The organism is Qipengyuania flavescens, assembly GCF_029688735.1.
Lineage (GTDB): Bacteria > Pseudomonadota > Alphaproteobacteria > Sphingomonadales > Sphingomonadaceae > Qipengyuania.
The window spans coordinates 177,236-190,909 of sequence record NZ_JARULD010000001.1 but is presented as its reverse complement, the minus strand read 5'-3'; the positions used below and the strand labels follow the sequence as shown (position 1 = coordinate 190,909).

Genomic DNA, 13,674 nt, shown 5'->3' with positions numbered 1-13,674 from the left:
GCAGGGGACTTTCGGGCCGCTGCATAGACAGCGGCTTTTGCCGATGGGCCCAACTTCCACCGGCTCCGTAGCATTTTAACGAGGACGGGATTTTCCTTGTCGATGACTGATTTCGCACCTGCCGCCGCGCGCCGCAAAGCCTCGCCCGCACGGCTGGCCATGGGCCTTCTCGCCGGAACCATGCTCGCCGGCATCCCCCAGATCGCGCTCGCGCAGGACACTGAAGAGGCGGAAGCCGCGGCGCCGGCGCCCGCAGTCCAGCAGCAGACGGTGCAGACCATCGCGGTGAGCGGGGCCCAGCGCCTCGAGCCGCAGACGATCCTCTCCTACATCCGCCTGCGCCCGGGCGACGTCTGGACCCAGGCGGTCGGCGACCAGGTGCTGAAGGATCTCTACGCCACCGAATTGTTCGCCAATGCCAGCGTCGTGAACAACGGCGGCAATGTGGTGATCGAGGTGACCGAGAACCCGGTCATCAACCGCATCATCCTGGAGGGCAACAAGCGGATCAAGAACGACAAGATCCTGCCCGAGATCAAGCTCTCGCCGCGCCAGATCTTCACCCGTTCGAAGGTTCGCGCGGACGTCGCCCGCATCATCGAGCTCTACAAGCGCCAGGGCCGCTTCGCGGCGACGGTCGAGCCCAAGATGGTGCAGCTGAGCCAGAACCGCGTCGACGTGGTGTTCGAGATCAACGAGGGGCCCAAGTCCAAGGTTCGCCAGATCAACATCATCGGCAACGAGGCTTTCTCGGACGGCGAGTTGCGCGGCGAAATGCTGACCAAGCAGGCGCGCCTCACGAGCTTCTTCAGTTCCAATACCAGCTACGATCCCGACCGTCTCGCGTTCGACCAGCAGAACCTCCGGTTGTTTTACCTGACCGAAGGTTATGCCGATTTCCGCGTCGTATCGGCCGTGGCCGAGCTTACGCCCGACAAGCGCGATTTCATCATCACCTATGTCGTCGAGGAAGGCGAGCGCCACAAGTTCGGCGAAGTGACCGTCGACAGCCAGATTCGCGACTTCGACAGCGATGCGCTGGCCGGACGGCTTCCCATGAAGAGCGGCGACTGGTACAACGCCAAGCAGGTCGAAGACACGGTCGAACAGCTGACCGAACTTGCCGGCACCTTCGGCTATGCCTTTGCCGATGTGAACCCGGAAATCCGTCGCGACGCCGACGATCTGACGATGGACGTCAATTTCGTCCTGCGCGAGGCGCCCCGCGTTTACGTGGAGCGGATCGACGTGAACGGCAACACGCTGACGCAGGACAAGGTGATCCGCCGCGAATTCCGTATCGCCGAAGGAGACGCGTTCAATTCGCTCGCCGTGTCCCGCTCCACTGCGCGCATCAATTCGCTGGGCTATTTCCAGGAAAACTTCGAGATCAACCAGGTCGAAGGCAGCGCGCCCGACCGCATCGTGCTCGAAGCGAATGTGGAAGAACAGGCGACCGGCGAACTGCAGCTATCGGCGGGCTTCAGCTCGCTCGAAAGCTTCATCCTCGCAGGCTCTATCCGCCAGCGCAATTTCCGCGGTCGCGGGCAGACGGTCGGCCTGAGCGTCAACTACTCCCGCTATTCCAAATCGGCGCAGATCAGCTTCAGCGAACCTTATGTTTTCGACCGCAATATCTCTGCAGGCGTCGACATCTATCGCCGCGATTTCAACAGCTTCAACTTCCGCAACAGCGAACGCAATACGACGTACGAGCAGTCCACGACGGGCTTCTCGCTGCGTGCGGGCGTCCCGCTGACCGAATACCTCTCGGCCATCGGCAGCTACACGTTCAACTATGACGACGTGTCGCTGGGCGACGAGTTCTTCGAGAACGGCGAGTGCCGCGCAACGCGCTTCCTGTGCGAAGCCATCGGCGAGCGTTCGAGCTCGATTCTCGGGCTGACCCTGAACTACAACACGCTCAACAGCAGGCTGCGGCCGAGCCGCGGCGAAACAATCAGCTGGACCAACGAGTTCGCCGGCCTCGGCGGATCGGAGAAATACATCCGATCGCGCGCCCGCATGGCCAAATACTGGTCGATCGGCAGCGGGTTCGTGTTCTCGCTGGCGGGCGAAGGCGGATGGATCCGCGGCCTCGAGGACAGCGAGGAACCCGGACGTGACAGCATTCGCCTGACCGACCGCTTCTTCCTCGGCGAACCGCAGATGCGCGGCTTCGACATTCGCGGGATCGGCCCGCGCATCGTGCGGCTCAATTTCGTGACCGATCCCGACAATCCCGATGGCCCGCGTATTCCCACGCCGATCGAGGATGCGCTGTCGTCCGACCAGCGGTTCGACGATGCCATCGGCGGCAAGGCCTATTATCTCGGCCGAGCCGAGCTCGAGATCCCGCTCGGTAGCGGTGCACGCGAACTCGGTCTGCGCCCGTCCGTCTGGGTCGATGTCGGTTCGTTGTTCTCGATTACGACGCCCACATTGGTGAATCAGCCCAACGGTCGTCAGGCTACGCAGGACGGTCAGTTGCTCTTCATCGATGAAGACGGACTGACCACGACCGACACGGTCGACGCCGATGGCAATCCGCTTTTGCCGTTCATCCCCGCCAGTTCTTTCTATCGCGAAGTTTTCGTCGGCGACACTGCTGCACCGCGCATTTCCGCGGGCATCGGCGTCAACTGGAACTCGCCCTTCGGTCCGTTCAGGATCGATTTCGCCCAAATCATCAAGAAGGAAGTCGGAGACGACACCAAGACCTTCTCATTCAACGTAGGAACGCAATTCTAATGACCAGCAAGACCAAGATTCTCGCTGCCGCGGCTCTCGCAGGCGCGGCTATTGCCAGCACGCCCGCCGCCGCGCAGGTGACCGGCGCGATCGCCACCAGCAGCCCGGAAGCAGTGATTGTGCGCTCGCAGGCGCGCATCGCCGCCTACCAGCAGATCGAGCAGCAATATACGGCGCAACTCACCCAGATACGCACCCTGCGCCAGGAAGCAGCGACGCTGCAGCAGAGCCTCGACACCAATAACGACGGCCAGCTGACCCAGGCCGAAGCGCAGGCCAATCCCTCCGTCGTGCAGCAGATCCAGCAAAAGGAACAGCAGATCCAGCAGGCTTCGCAGCCGATCGTGCTGGCACAGACCTATGCCATCGAGCAGCTCATCAACGACTACAGCAATGTGCAGCAGCAGGTCGTGCAGCAGAAGAACATCCAGCTCCTGCTGTCGCCGGATGCGGTCCAGTGGGCACCCGAAACGCTCAACGTGACGAACGATCTCGTCACCGTCATGAACCAGCGCGTGCCGAGCGTGCAGATCACGCCGCCGGCGAACTGGCGTCCGCGCCAGGAATCGCTGCAGACCCAGCAAACGGTCTCGCAAATCCTTGTCGGTGTCGCGCAACAGCAGGCCGCCCAGCAAGCCGCGCAGCAGCAGGGCCAGCAGCCCGCGCAGCAGCAGCCGGCCGGCCGCTGATCCTGACGACGGGAGCAGGGCGATGAGCGAGGAAACGACCGGTTTCGACGTAGTGCAGGTTCTCAAGCGCCTGCCGCATCGCTATCCCCTGCTCCTGGTCGACCGGGTGAAAGAGCTGGTCGTCGACGAGCGCATACACGCGATCAAGGCGGTCAGCTTCAACGAGGATTTTTTCCAGGGCCACTTCCCCGGCTCGCCGATCATGCCCGGCGTGCTTCAGATCGAGGCACTCGCGCAGGCTGCGGGCGTACTCGCGGTCGAAAGCCTCGGCCTCGCGGGATCGGGCAAGCTCGTCTATTTCATGGCGATCGAGAACGCGAAGTTTCGCGCGCCCGTGACGCCGGGCGTGCTGCTCGACCTCAAGGCCGAATTCGTCCAGAAACGCGCGCGCGTCTGCAAGTTTGCGGGCGAGGCTAGCGTCGAGGGCAAAGTGACTTGCGAGGTCAGCTTCACCGCGATGATCGCCGACGCACCTGAATAAGGTTGCCAATCTCGGCGCTCGCCGCTATGCGCGCGCCTTTCCCAAACACAGCTGGACCGGTCGGAACCGCTCCGAAGCTCAAAGGACGACTATCATGAAGACCGATGGCCACCCCGATTATCACATGATCACGGTCAAGATGACCGATGGCACCGAATTCCAGACGCGCTCGACCTGGGGCAGCGAAGGCGACACGCTGACGCTCGAAATCGACCCGACGAGCCACCCGGCGTGGACCGGCGGCAAGCAGCAGCTTCAGGAAGGCGGCCGCGTCGCAGCCTTCAACAAGCGTTTCGGCGGGCTGTCGCTCAAGAAGAACTGAGCACCCGCGCCAGTCGCGCGTATTCGAGAGGGCGGTCCTGCGGGGCCGCCTTTTTTCATTCTGAGTTACGATATGATTTTGCAGTCGCGCGTGACGGTGTAGTCCTCGGCCATCAATCCGGTGACGTAGCCACCGTTCGTTACGGTTCCATCGCGGCAGGTGATTTCGATTCCTGCATCACCGTCAACCCGCACGATATAGTCGCCCCAAGGGAGGCGTGACATCGGTTTTGCGCCTCCAGTCCAGACAAGTCGAGCCTCGGTCACGACGTCATGTCGATTATGCAAGATCGTGTAGTTGGACACAAACCAGAAGGCACTAAAACCCAAGCCAACTGTGCCGAATATTGCAGCGATGCCCCAAACGCCTTCCCGGCTCACCACCCCCACTCCTTCTCGCGATACCACTTCGTGATCACGTATTTCACGCCCTTCCGCACCTTCATCCCGTGATGGATTGTGTTCGGGTTCTCTCGGCCGTCGGGGCGGCGGTTGTTCCAGCCGAGCAGCTTGCCCGCTTCGGGCTGGAAGGTCTTGCCGATCGCCTTGAACCGCGTCGCGCCCCCGGCCTCCACATCGTTGAGATAGATCATGAAGGTCCAGGTCCGCTGGCCGGCGACCGAGCAGTATTTCTCCCAGTCCTGCCCGCCGGGATTGAAATAGTCGCAATGCGGCTTGAACTCCTGGCCGACATCGTAGCGCTGGCCCTGCAGCGGCTCGCCATGTGCGGGGTCGATCCGGGTCAGCGCATGGAGCTTGTTTTCCAGCGCCTGAACCGCGGGCTCGTCAGCCGACAGGTCGCAGGTCTCGCTGGTGCGGAAATAATGGTCGTCGCCCGCATCGGCGAGGGTGGAGGGGCGGCGGTCCGTCTCGATCAGGGCAATCAGTTCGGCGCACAGCTCCGGCGGCACGAAATCGCGTAGCTGGAACAGCTCGGCCTTCGGGTTCGGCACGCGTTGCATGCCGTCCTGCGCGAGCAGTCGCTCTGCCGAAGATTCGCCCGACCCCGTCATGCAGCGCAGACTAGCCGAGCCGAGCCTTCAGGCAAGTCGCGACATAATGTTGCGCGTTGTGCCGCCTTCGCGCTTTTTCGCTTCCCATTTGCAGAGTGTTGTGCAACAGGCCCACGCCGCTGCACGGGACGGGTTGACGCCCAATCGTGCGGGCGTATCAGGCCCCCTTCCCGGGCGGTTCCGGGGGCTTGTGGCGATCGTAGCTCAGTTGGTTAGAGCGCCGGTTTGTGGTACCGGAGGTCGGGGGTTCGAGACCCCTCGATCGCCCCATTTTCCCTCCGAGATTAGACCGCTCCGCACAGCTTGCAGGGGCATTTTGGCGATGACGGCTTTCTGGACCGAAGCGGACTACGACGATCACGAACTCGTGCATTTCGTGCGTGACCGGAAAAGCGGCCTCACGGCGATTATCGCGCTCCATTCCACCCATCTCGGCCCCGGCGCGGGCGGCACGCGTTTTTGGCACTATGCCGAACCCGGCGATGCCATGCGCGATGCCCTGCGCCTCTCGCGCGGGATGAGTTACAAGAACGCCATGGCCGGCCTGCCCATGGGCGGCGGCAAGGCCGTGATCCTCGCACCGGAAGACAAGAGCAAGACGCCCGAAATGCTCGCCGCTTTCGCCGATGCCGTCGAAGGTCTCGGCGGCAAGTATGTGACCGCCGAGGACGTCGGTATCTCCGAAGCCGACATGGCGGCCGTCGCCGAGCGCACGCAATATGTCTCCGGCCTTCCGGTCGAGGGCGAGGACGCCGCGGGTGGCGATCCGGGGCCCTTCACCGCGCTTGGCATCTTCCTCGGCATCAAGGCCGCGGTGCAGCACAAGCTCGGCAAGGACAGCGTCGAAGGCGTGCATGTCGCGATTCAGGGCACCGGCAGCGTCGGTGGCGGAGTCGCCCGATTGCTCGCCAAGGAGGGCGCAAAGCTGACGCTGTCGGACGTGAACCAGGACCGCGCCGAATCGCTCGCCGCAGAACTCGGTGCCGATACTGCCGCGCCCGATGCGGTCATGTCCATTGCCTGCGACGTATTCAGTCCGAATGCGCTTGGTGCAGTGCTCGACGACGAAGGGATTGCCCGGCTGGACTGTAAAATCGTGGCTGGCGGGGCGAACAATCAACTGCGACGGCCCGAACATGGCCCCATGCTGGCAGAGCGCGGCATTCTCTACGCGCCGGACTATGTCATCAACGCTGGCGGCATCATCTCGGTGACGCTCGAATACCTCTGCCGGTGTGACAAAGCGCCGTGCGACATCAACGAGGTCCGCAAGCGCATTGCGCAAATCCCCGGTCGTCTCGAGCAGATCTGGACCGAGAGCGACGAAAGCGGCCTTTCTCCCGATCAGGTCGCCGATCGCATGGCCCAACGCCTGATCGGGCGCGCTTAGGGACCATCTTCACTTGCGGGTCAGGCGCGGGCCTGTAAAAGCGCGCGCACGGCTTACATCATGCACGGCTTCGCCAATCCCAAACGGTTCCAAACGCTCGCCAGCTGGCTGACGCCGCTGTTGCTTGTGGCAGGGCTCGTGCTGAGCGCAGGCGCGCTATGGTGGGGGCTGACGCAGGTGTCGCCCGACCGGTTGATGGGTGAGACGGTGCGCATCCTGTTCCTGCACGTGCCCGCAGCATGGCTGGGCATGGGAGGATGGACCGCAATTGCTATTTCCAGCCTCGTATACCTCGTGTGGCGGCACCCGCTCGCGGCACTTGCCGCGCGTGCAGCGGCAGTGCCCGGCCTCGTCTTCACGCTGATCTGCCTCGTCACCGGCTCGATCTGGGGTCGCCCGACCTGGGGGACTTGGTGGGTATGGGACGGCAGGCTGACCAGCATGCTGGTGCTGGCCTTCCTCTACGCCGCCTATATCGCGCTGGCGCAAGCCGCTGCCCGTGAGGGAGTGAGCGCCCGCATCCCGGCGATCTTCGGGCTGGTTGGTGCGATCAACATTCCGATCATCAATCGCAGCGTCGTCTGGTGGAACTCGCTCCACCAGCCGCCGAGCATTACCATGGGTAATAGCGCGATCGATGGCGAATACCTTGCGCCGCTGCTGGTCGCAGTCGTCGGCTTCTCGCTGATCTTCGGCGGGATCGTGCTGGCACGCATGCGAGCGCTGCTGGCCGACATCCAGGCCGAAGCGCGCCTGCGGCGCCGAGCGAGCGAGGCCGTCTGATGCGCGAAGCGCTCGACCAGTGGGATTTCGTCCTTGCCGCTTATGCGGTGGGGGTCGTCGGCACGCTGGCGATGATCGCCTGGGCGTGGGTCGATATGAAGCGGGCCGAACGTCGCCGCGCGGAAAGCCGTCGGAAATGAGCGCGCTCAAACCCAAGCATCAGCGGCTGATCCTCGTGGTCCTGGCTCTCGTGGCGCTTGTCGGCGCGGGGCTGCTGGCTGCCTATGCGCTGCGCAATCAGGCGAACTACTTCTACCTGCCGGAGCAGATGCAGGCCGATCCGCCCGCCGTGGGCCAGGCCGTGAGGCTGGGAGGCATGGTCGAACAGGGTTCGCTTACGACCGATAACGACGGTGTGACGCTGCGCTTTGCAGTCACCGGCAATGACGGCTCGCGCATTCCGGTACGCTTCAGCGGCATCGCGCCCGACCTGTTTGTCGAGGGCTCCGGCGTGGTTGCCGAGGGACGGCTCGGCCCCGACGGCACCTTCGTGGCCGACAACTTGCTAGCCAAGCATGACGAGAATTACGTGCCCAAGGAACTCGAGGGCATGAGCGAGATGCAGGCCGCGAAGATGGCCGAAGAGACGACGGTCGGCATCGAATGATCGCCGAACTCGGTCATGCCGCGCTGTGGCTCGCCGCCGCGCTTGCCGCGCTTCAGATGGCCGCCGGGTTCCTCGCCGTTCGCGCCGGCGAGGGGAGCGAGATCGCCAGGTTGGTAAGGCCGAGTGCGGTCGTGCAGGCCGCGCTCGCCAGCATTGCCTTCGCCATGCTGTTGTGGCTGTTCGCCATCACCGATCTCTCGGTGAAGCTGGTTGCAGCCAACTCCCATTCATTAAAGCCGCTGGTGTTCAAGCTTTCCGGTGCATGGGGCAACCACGAAGGCTCCATGCTGTTGTGGGTGACGGTGATGTCGCTCTCGGGCGGGCTTATCGCGCTTGCAGAAAGGCGCCTGCCGGAGCGCACGATGCAGGCGACACTGGCGGCGCAGGGCCTCGTTTCGCTGGGCTTCTATGCCTTCCTGATCCTGAGTTCCAATCCATTCGAGCGATTGCCGGTGCCCGCGCCGGAGGGCCTTGGCCTCAATCCGCTGCTCCAGGACCTGGGCCTCGCCTTCCATCCGCCGACGCTGTACATGGGCTATGTCGGCCTCTCGGTCGCCTTCAGCTTCGCCGTCGGCGCACTGCTGACGCGGCAAGTCACGCCGGATTTCGCCAGTGCGATGCGGCCCTGGGTGCTTGGGGCATGGGTGTTCCTGACGCTCGGCATCGTGGCTGGGTCTTATTGGGCCTATTACGAGCTTGGCTGGGGCGGGTACTGGTTCTGGGATCCGGTCGAGAATGCCTCGCTTATGCCCTGGCTGGCCGCGACGGCTTTGCTGCATTCGACCAGCGTCCTCGCCAGCCGCGATGCCCTGCGCGTGTGGACGATCATGCTCGGCGTGGTTGCATTCTCGATGAGCATGGTGGGGACGTTCCTCGTGCGCTCCGGCATTCTCACCAGCGTCCACGCCTTCGCCGTCGACCCGGAACGGGGGAGCTTTATCCTCGTGCTGCTGGGCCTCTTCATCGGCGGCGCGCTGTTGCTGTTCGCCCTGCGCGCCAATACGATCAATGAAGGTCAGCGCTTTACAGCGACCAGCCGAGAGGGTGCGCTGGTGTTTAACAATGTGATGTTGAGCGCCATTCTTGCGATTGTGCTGCTCGGCACGCTCTATCCGCTGCTGACCGAAGCCTTCGACATGCGCGTGTCCGTCGGCCCGCCTTATTTCAATCCGGTTTCGGCGATTTTCGTCGTTCCCATGCTGCTGGTCATGGCCGTGGGACCGCTGCTGCGCTGGCGCCAGGACCGGCTGGAGCGCATCCGGCCAGAGCTGGCGCTGTTCGCGGCGCTCGTGCTCGTATCGCTGATATTCTTCGGCTTCGTCACCGGCGTCGCGATCCTGCCCTTGCTAGGGCTCGCCCTCGGGATCGGACTTGGCGTGGCCAGCTTCCTCCCGCTGCGGGGCCGCAATCTGAAGCGCGTTCCTCTGGCGACGTGGGGTATGATCGTTGCCCATTTCGGTATCGCCGTGGCCCTGATCGGCATGGCGAGCGAAAGCGCTTTCTCGAAGGAACGTCTCGCGGCAGTCGAGGCAGGACAGAGCACGCAGGTCGGCCCCTGGACCGTGACGCTGAGCGAGGTGATGCCGGTCGCAGGGCCCAACTGGACGGCCATCGAGGGTCGCCTGACAGCGAGCTATGACGGAGCCGAGCCGGTCATGCTCAATCCGCAGGCGCGGCGGTTCTGGGCACCGCCGCAGGAAACCACCGAGAGCGCGCTGTCGACGCGGTGGAATGGCCAGCTCTATGCCGTCATCGGCGACCGGACGCTGGATGGCCGCTGGCAGCTGCGGTTGTGGTGGAAGCCGCTCGTCACGCTGATCTGGTACGGCGGCCTGCTGGTCGCGTTGGGCGGCGCGCTTGCGCTGGTCGGTCGCGTGATCGCAGACATCCGGCGACGGCGCATCGCCCGGCGGATCGTCGAGCGGCGCGCGGAGATGGAGGCGATGGCATGAGCTGGCGCGTGTGGCTTCCGCTGTTCCTGTTCGCTGGGTTCCTTGGCCTGGCCGCCTACCAGCTGACCCAGCCGAAGGACGATTTCGTCGAGAGCGGGATGATCGGCGAGGCGCTGCCCTATTTCGACCTTCCGCCCGCGACCGAGGGCGCAAGTGGTGCCGCGACTACCGACTTCAAGGACGGGACGCCCCGCTTGCTCAATATCTGGGCCAGCTGGTGCCTGCCGTGCATTGCCGAAGCGCCGCAGCTGGAGCGGCTGAAGGAGGCGGGTGTGCCCATCGTCGGCATCGCGATCCGCGACCGGCCCGAGGATGTGGCGCGCTTTCTGGCGCAGCATGGCAACCCCTACACGCGTATCGCGCGCGACGATTTGTCGGAAGTCCAGCTGGCGATCGGCTCGTCGGGGGTGCCCGAGACTTTCGTCATCGATGGCCGGGGCATCATCCGCTACCAGCACCTCGGCGATATTCGCGAACGCGATGTGCCGACGCTTTTGGCCGAACTGGAGAAGGCGCGATGAGCCGGTTGGCGCTCTGTCTGCTCGCGTTGAGCCTTGCGTTGCCGCTTGCCGCGCAAGACAGCATGCCTCCCGCACCCTTCGCCTATCGCCAGCTCGACGACCCGGCGCAGGAGGCTGCCGCGCAGGACCTCATGGAGACGCTGCGCTGCTTGAAGTGCCAGTCGCAGTCCATCGCCGATAGCGATGCACCGATGGCGGGCGACATGCGGCATCAGGTCCGCATTCGCATCGCGGCTGGCGAAGACCCGGAGGCGGTGCGCGCGTGGCTGGTCCAGCGCTATGGCGATTACGTCAGCTATCGGCCCGAGGTAAGCGCTGTAACCTGGCCGCTGTTCGCCATCCCCGCGCTGCTGGTGCTGATCGCGGCTGCGGTGCTGGCAAGCCGCCTGCGGAGGCGCGCATCGTGAGCTGGGTGCCGATCCTGCTGCTGGCGCTGTTGACCTTCGCCGGGGCCGTCTTCCTGCTGAAGCTGCCGCGCAGCGTTTGGGCGCTATTCGGGGCCGCGCTCCTTTTCGGGCTGGCGGGCTATGCGATTCAGGGTTCGCCCGGGCAGGCGGGCGCGCCTCGCGTCGCAACCGGAGGCGAAACCGCGCGATCGGGCGAGGCCATGGTGCAGGCCCGGCGCGAATTCTATGCCGAGGGCGTGCTACCCTCCCGCTTCGTGGTGACCGCCGATGCCTTCGCGCGCCGCGGCCAGTTCGACCAGTCGGCGCGTTTCCTTAGCAACGCCCTCGCCGAGAACCCGAACGATTCAGAAGCCTGGCTGGCGCTGGGCAACTCGCTGGTTGAGCATGCCGAGGGGCAGCTGACCCCGGCGGCCCTCAACGCCTACGAACGTGCCGACGCGGTCGGGCGCGGCAACCCGGCGCCGATCTATTTCCTCGGCCTCGCATGGCTGCGGGCCGGTGAACCGCAGCGCACGCGCGAACTCTGGGTGGAGCTGCTGGCGGAGGCGCCTGAGGACGCCGACTGGCGCCCGCTGCTGGCCGAACGCATCGCGCGGCTCGACGGCCTGCTCGGCATCTCTTCGGCCGCCGAAGAAGCCGAAGCAGCCGAATGAGACAGTCGTGCGGCACCGTATTGCGGGCGGGCAGCCATGCTGCTAATCGGCGCGCCCTGCGCGGGGCAGTGCCCTGCCATTCAGGCGAATGACGCAATGCGGCCGGACATCTTTTCCTCATGAGCGATAGCGCAACCGTCCAGGACCCGGTGCCCGAGGGTGCTCCCTCCACCGGCGGCCACGGCAATGGCCATGGCGGCGCATCGCGCACGGCCCTGGCAGTCGGTGCAATCGGCGTCGTCTTCGGCGACATCGGCACCAGCCCGCTATATGCCTTCCGCGAGACCTTCTCCGGGTCGGTCGGCATCGCCATCGACCGGATGCATGTGCTGGGCGTGGTCAGCCTGATCTTCTGGTCGATGACGGTTGTCGTGGCGATCCAGTACGTCACGATCCTGATGCGCGCGGACAACAAGGGGCAGGGGGGCAGCCTTGCCCTGCTCGCGCTGATCAGCCGCCATATCGGACAGACGAAATACGCCTGGCTGGTGGTGCTACTTGGCGTGTTCGCGACCTCGCTGTTCTACGGCGACAGCATGATCACGCCCGCAATCTCGGTGCTTTCAGCGGTCGAGGGCCTGACGGTGGTCGATCACCGGCTCGACCCGTTGGTGATCCCCATCGCCCTGGTCCTGCTGGTTGGACTGTTCCTGCTGCAGGCACGCGGCACGGCCAAGGTGGGGGCGCTTTTCGCGCCGGTGATGATCGTCTATTTCGCGGTGATCGCCGGGCTGGGGCTCAACCAGATCGTGCAGAACCCGGACATCCTCTGGGCGCTCAATCCCTATTATGCGGTCATGTTCTTCGTGACCGACGGCGTGATCGCCTTCCTTGCGCTGGGCGCGGTGGTGCTGGCGGTGACCGGGGCCGAAGCGCTGTATTCGGACATGGGCCACTTCGGGCGCGGCCCGATGCGCTTGAGCTGGTTCGGCTTCGTTATGCCGTGCCTGTTGCTCAACTATTTCGGGCAGGGCGCGATGATTGCGGGGCTGCCTCCCGAGCAGGCGGCCGAAGTCGTCCGCAACCCGTTCTTCCTGCTGGCGAGCGAAGAATATCGCCTGCCGCTGGTGATCCTTGCCACCATGGCGACCTTCATCGCCAGCCAAGCCGTCATCTCGGGCGCATTCAGCATCACCCACCAGGCCATGCAGCTGGGCTTCATGCCGCGCCTCTCGATCCGCCACACCAGCGAGACCGAGGCGGGGCAGATCTACATTCCGGTGATCAACTGGGCGCTGATGGTCGCGGTGATCGTGCTGGTGCTGACCTTCCAGACCTCGTCCAACCTCGCCGCGGCTTACGGCATCGCGGTGACCGGCGCGGTAACGATCGATACGATCCTGATGGGCGTGCTGTTCGTCGGCGTGTGGAAGTGGAAATGGTGGGTCGCCCTGCCGATCGTGGTGTTTTTCCTGATCGTGGACGGGGCGTATTTTGCCGCAAACCTCGTGAAGGTGCCCGATGGCGGCTGGTTCCCCCTGGTGGTCGGCCTCGTCGCCTTCACGCTGCTCACCACTTGGGCGCGCGGGCGCAGGCTGATGCGCGAGCGGATGAGCGAGACGGCATTGCCGATCGAGATTTTCGCCAAGAGCGCCAAGAACTCCGCCACCCGCGTGCCGGGCACCGCCATCTTCATGGCCAGCCAGACCGCTGGAGTGCCCAGCGCGCTGCTGCACAACATCAAGCACAACAAGGTGCTGCACGAACGGGTCATCATCCTGACCGTCCTGATCGCCGACAGCCCCTATGTCGAAAGCGACAAGCGCTGCGAGATCCACGACCTCGGCGATGGCTTCTACCGCGCGATCCTGCACTATGGCTTCATGCAAGAGACGAACGTGCCGGAAGGGCTGAAGGAGATGGAGCGCTGCGGCGGCAAGTTCGACATGATGCACACCAGCTTCTTCCTCAGCCGCCAGACCCTGCTCGCCAGCGACAAGCCAGGCATGCCGATCTGGCGCGAGAAGATATTCGCGTGGATGCTGCGGAATGCCGCAACCGCGATGGATTTCTTCCGCCTGCCGACCAATCGTGTGGTCGAGTTGGGAAGTCAGGTCGAGATCTGACTCTCCGGCGAAAGCTACCGTTTGACATCGGCGGTCGGCC

At 64.4% G+C, this 13,674-nt stretch carries 15 protein-coding genes and 1 tRNA gene; 14 read left to right on the top strand and 2 right to left on the bottom strand.

Annotated features, from left to right (window positions below; all coding sequences use genetic code 11):
* Nucleotides 1-102 precede the first annotated feature (102 nt).
* The 4 genes from bamA to rpmE all read left to right on the top strand — a co-directional run bounded on the left by bamA (nucleotide 103) and on the right by rpmE (nucleotide 4,243).
* Nucleotides 103-2,751, top strand: coding sequence for an outer membrane protein assembly factor BamA (gene bamA, locus P8R33_RS00940; RefSeq protein ID WP_278327117.1), 2,649 nt, complete (start codon nucleotides 103-105; stop codon nucleotides 2,749-2,751).
* Nucleotides 2,751-3,440, top strand: coding sequence for an OmpH family outer membrane protein (locus P8R33_RS00935; RefSeq protein ID WP_278327116.1), 690 nt, complete (start codon nucleotides 2,751-2,753; stop codon nucleotides 3,438-3,440). The genes bamA and P8R33_RS00935 overlap by 1 nt, the downstream gene beginning before the upstream one ends.
* 22 nt (nucleotides 3,441-3,462) lie before the next feature.
* A complete protein-coding gene (gene fabZ, locus P8R33_RS00930; RefSeq protein ID WP_278327115.1) occupies nucleotides 3,463-3,921 on the top strand; it encodes a 3-hydroxyacyl-ACP dehydratase FabZ in 459 nt (152 codons plus the stop codon).
* 94 nt (nucleotides 3,922-4,015) lie between these two features.
* Entirely contained in the window at nucleotides 4,016-4,243 is a 228-nt protein-coding gene (rpmE, locus tag P8R33_RS00925) for a 50S ribosomal protein L31 (protein ID WP_278327114.1), read from the top strand.
* Between the two features lie 65 nt (nucleotides 4,244-4,308).
* On the opposite strand, the gene P8R33_RS00920 is transcribed toward rpmE, so the two are convergent.
* Nucleotides 4,309-4,623 carry a hypothetical protein gene (locus P8R33_RS00920; protein ID WP_278327113.1) on the bottom strand — a complete coding sequence of 105 codons (315 nt, stop codon included), beginning with the start codon at nucleotides 4,621-4,623 and terminating at the stop codon, nucleotides 4,309-4,311.
* Complete coding sequence (locus P8R33_RS00915; protein ID WP_278327112.1) at nucleotides 4,620-5,255, bottom strand: prolyl hydroxylase family protein; 636 nt, start codon at nucleotides 5,253-5,255, stop codon at nucleotides 4,620-4,622. The genes P8R33_RS00920 and P8R33_RS00915 overlap by 4 nt, the downstream gene beginning before the upstream one ends.
* A 193-nt stretch (nucleotides 5,256-5,448) precedes the next feature.
* Between P8R33_RS00915 and P8R33_RS00910 the strand changes: the two genes are divergently transcribed.
* The 10 genes from P8R33_RS00910 (at nucleotide 5,449) to P8R33_RS00865 (ending at nucleotide 13,634) form a co-directional block, all read left to right on the top strand.
* Nucleotides 5,449-5,525, top strand: a tRNA-His gene (locus P8R33_RS00910).
* 52 nt (nucleotides 5,526-5,577) lie between these two features.
* Nucleotides 5,578-6,645, top strand: a complete 1,068-nt coding sequence (locus P8R33_RS00905; protein ID WP_278327111.1) for a Leu/Phe/Val dehydrogenase — start codon at nucleotides 5,578-5,580, stop codon at nucleotides 6,643-6,645.
* Nucleotides 6,646-6,705: 60 nt separating this feature from the next.
* Nucleotides 6,706-7,428 (top strand): heme ABC transporter permease CcmC, encoded by a 723-nt coding sequence (gene ccmC, locus P8R33_RS00900; RefSeq protein WP_278327110.1) that lies wholly within the window; start codon nucleotides 6,706-6,708, stop codon nucleotides 7,426-7,428.
* A complete protein-coding gene (locus tag P8R33_RS00895) occupies nucleotides 7,428-7,568 on the top strand; it encodes a hypothetical protein (RefSeq protein WP_278327109.1) in 141 nt (46 codons plus the stop codon). The genes ccmC and P8R33_RS00895 overlap by 1 nt, the downstream gene beginning before the upstream one ends.
* Nucleotides 7,565-8,035 (top strand): cytochrome c maturation protein CcmE, encoded by a 471-nt coding sequence (gene ccmE / locus P8R33_RS00890; RefSeq protein WP_278327108.1) that lies wholly within the window; start codon nucleotides 7,565-7,567, stop codon nucleotides 8,033-8,035. Before P8R33_RS00895 ends, ccmE begins: the two co-directional genes overlap by 4 nt.
* Nucleotides 8,032-9,987 (top strand): heme lyase CcmF/NrfE family subunit, encoded by a 1,956-nt coding sequence (locus tag P8R33_RS00885; RefSeq protein WP_278327107.1) that lies wholly within the window; start codon nucleotides 8,032-8,034, stop codon nucleotides 9,985-9,987. Before ccmE ends, P8R33_RS00885 begins: the two co-directional genes overlap by 4 nt.
* On the top strand, nucleotides 9,984-10,508 hold the full coding sequence (locus tag P8R33_RS00880; RefSeq protein ID WP_278327106.1) for a DsbE family thiol:disulfide interchange protein: 525 nt from the start codon (nucleotides 9,984-9,986) through the stop codon (nucleotides 10,506-10,508). Before P8R33_RS00885 ends, P8R33_RS00880 begins: the two co-directional genes overlap by 4 nt.
* Complete coding sequence (locus tag P8R33_RS00875) at nucleotides 10,505-10,915, top strand: cytochrome c-type biogenesis protein (protein ID WP_278327105.1); 411 nt, start codon at nucleotides 10,505-10,507, stop codon at nucleotides 10,913-10,915. Before P8R33_RS00880 ends, P8R33_RS00875 begins: the two co-directional genes overlap by 4 nt.
* Complete coding sequence (locus P8R33_RS00870) at nucleotides 10,912-11,568, top strand: tetratricopeptide repeat protein (protein WP_278327104.1); 657 nt, start codon at nucleotides 10,912-10,914, stop codon at nucleotides 11,566-11,568. The genes P8R33_RS00875 and P8R33_RS00870 overlap by 4 nt, the downstream gene beginning before the upstream one ends.
* A 119-nt stretch (nucleotides 11,569-11,687) precedes the next feature.
* Nucleotides 11,688-13,634: a potassium transporter Kup gene (locus P8R33_RS00865; protein ID WP_278327103.1), complete on the top strand. Its 1,947-nt coding sequence runs from the start codon at nucleotides 11,688-11,690 to the stop codon at nucleotides 13,632-13,634.
* Nucleotides 13,635-13,674: the final 40 nt, after the last annotated feature.

Bases quoted from the DNA above. Each gene is read 5' to 3' on its own strand.
- ccmC (WP_278327110.1), top strand. From the start codon at position 6,706: ATGCACGGCTTCGCCAATCCCAAACGGTTCCAAACGCTCGCCAGCTGG.
- P8R33_RS00935 (WP_278327116.1), top strand. From the start codon at position 2,751: ATGACCAGCAAGACCAAGATTCTCGCTGCCGCGGCTCTCGCAGGCGCG.
- ccmE (WP_278327108.1), top strand. From the start codon at position 7,565: ATGAGCGCGCTCAAACCCAAGCATCAGCGGCTGATCCTCGTGGTCCTG.
- P8R33_RS00885 (WP_278327107.1), top strand. From the start codon at position 8,032: ATGATCGCCGAACTCGGTCATGCCGCGCTGTGGCTCGCCGCCGCGCTT.
- rpmE (WP_278327114.1), top strand. From the start codon at position 4,016: ATGAAGACCGATGGCCACCCCGATTATCACATGATCACGGTCAAGATG.
- P8R33_RS00905 (WP_278327111.1), top strand. From the start codon at position 5,578: ATGACGGCTTTCTGGACCGAAGCGGACTACGACGATCACGAACTCGTG.
- bamA (WP_278327117.1), top strand. From the start codon at position 103: ATGACTGATTTCGCACCTGCCGCCGCGCGCCGCAAAGCCTCGCCCGCA.
- fabZ (WP_278327115.1), top strand. From the start codon at position 3,463: ATGAGCGAGGAAACGACCGGTTTCGACGTAGTGCAGGTTCTCAAGCGC.
- P8R33_RS00915 (WP_278327112.1), bottom strand. From the start codon at position 5,255: ATGACGGGGTCGGGCGAATCTTCGGCAGAGCGACTGCTCGCGCAGGAC.
- P8R33_RS00895 (WP_278327109.1), top strand. From the start codon at position 7,428: ATGCGCGAAGCGCTCGACCAGTGGGATTTCGTCCTTGCCGCTTATGCG.
- P8R33_RS00875 (WP_278327105.1), top strand. From the start codon at position 10,505: ATGAGCCGGTTGGCGCTCTGTCTGCTCGCGTTGAGCCTTGCGTTGCCG.
- P8R33_RS00880 (WP_278327106.1), top strand. From the start codon at position 9,984: ATGAGCTGGCGCGTGTGGCTTCCGCTGTTCCTGTTCGCTGGGTTCCTT.
- P8R33_RS00865 (WP_278327103.1), top strand. From the start codon at position 11,688: ATGAGCGATAGCGCAACCGTCCAGGACCCGGTGCCCGAGGGTGCTCCC.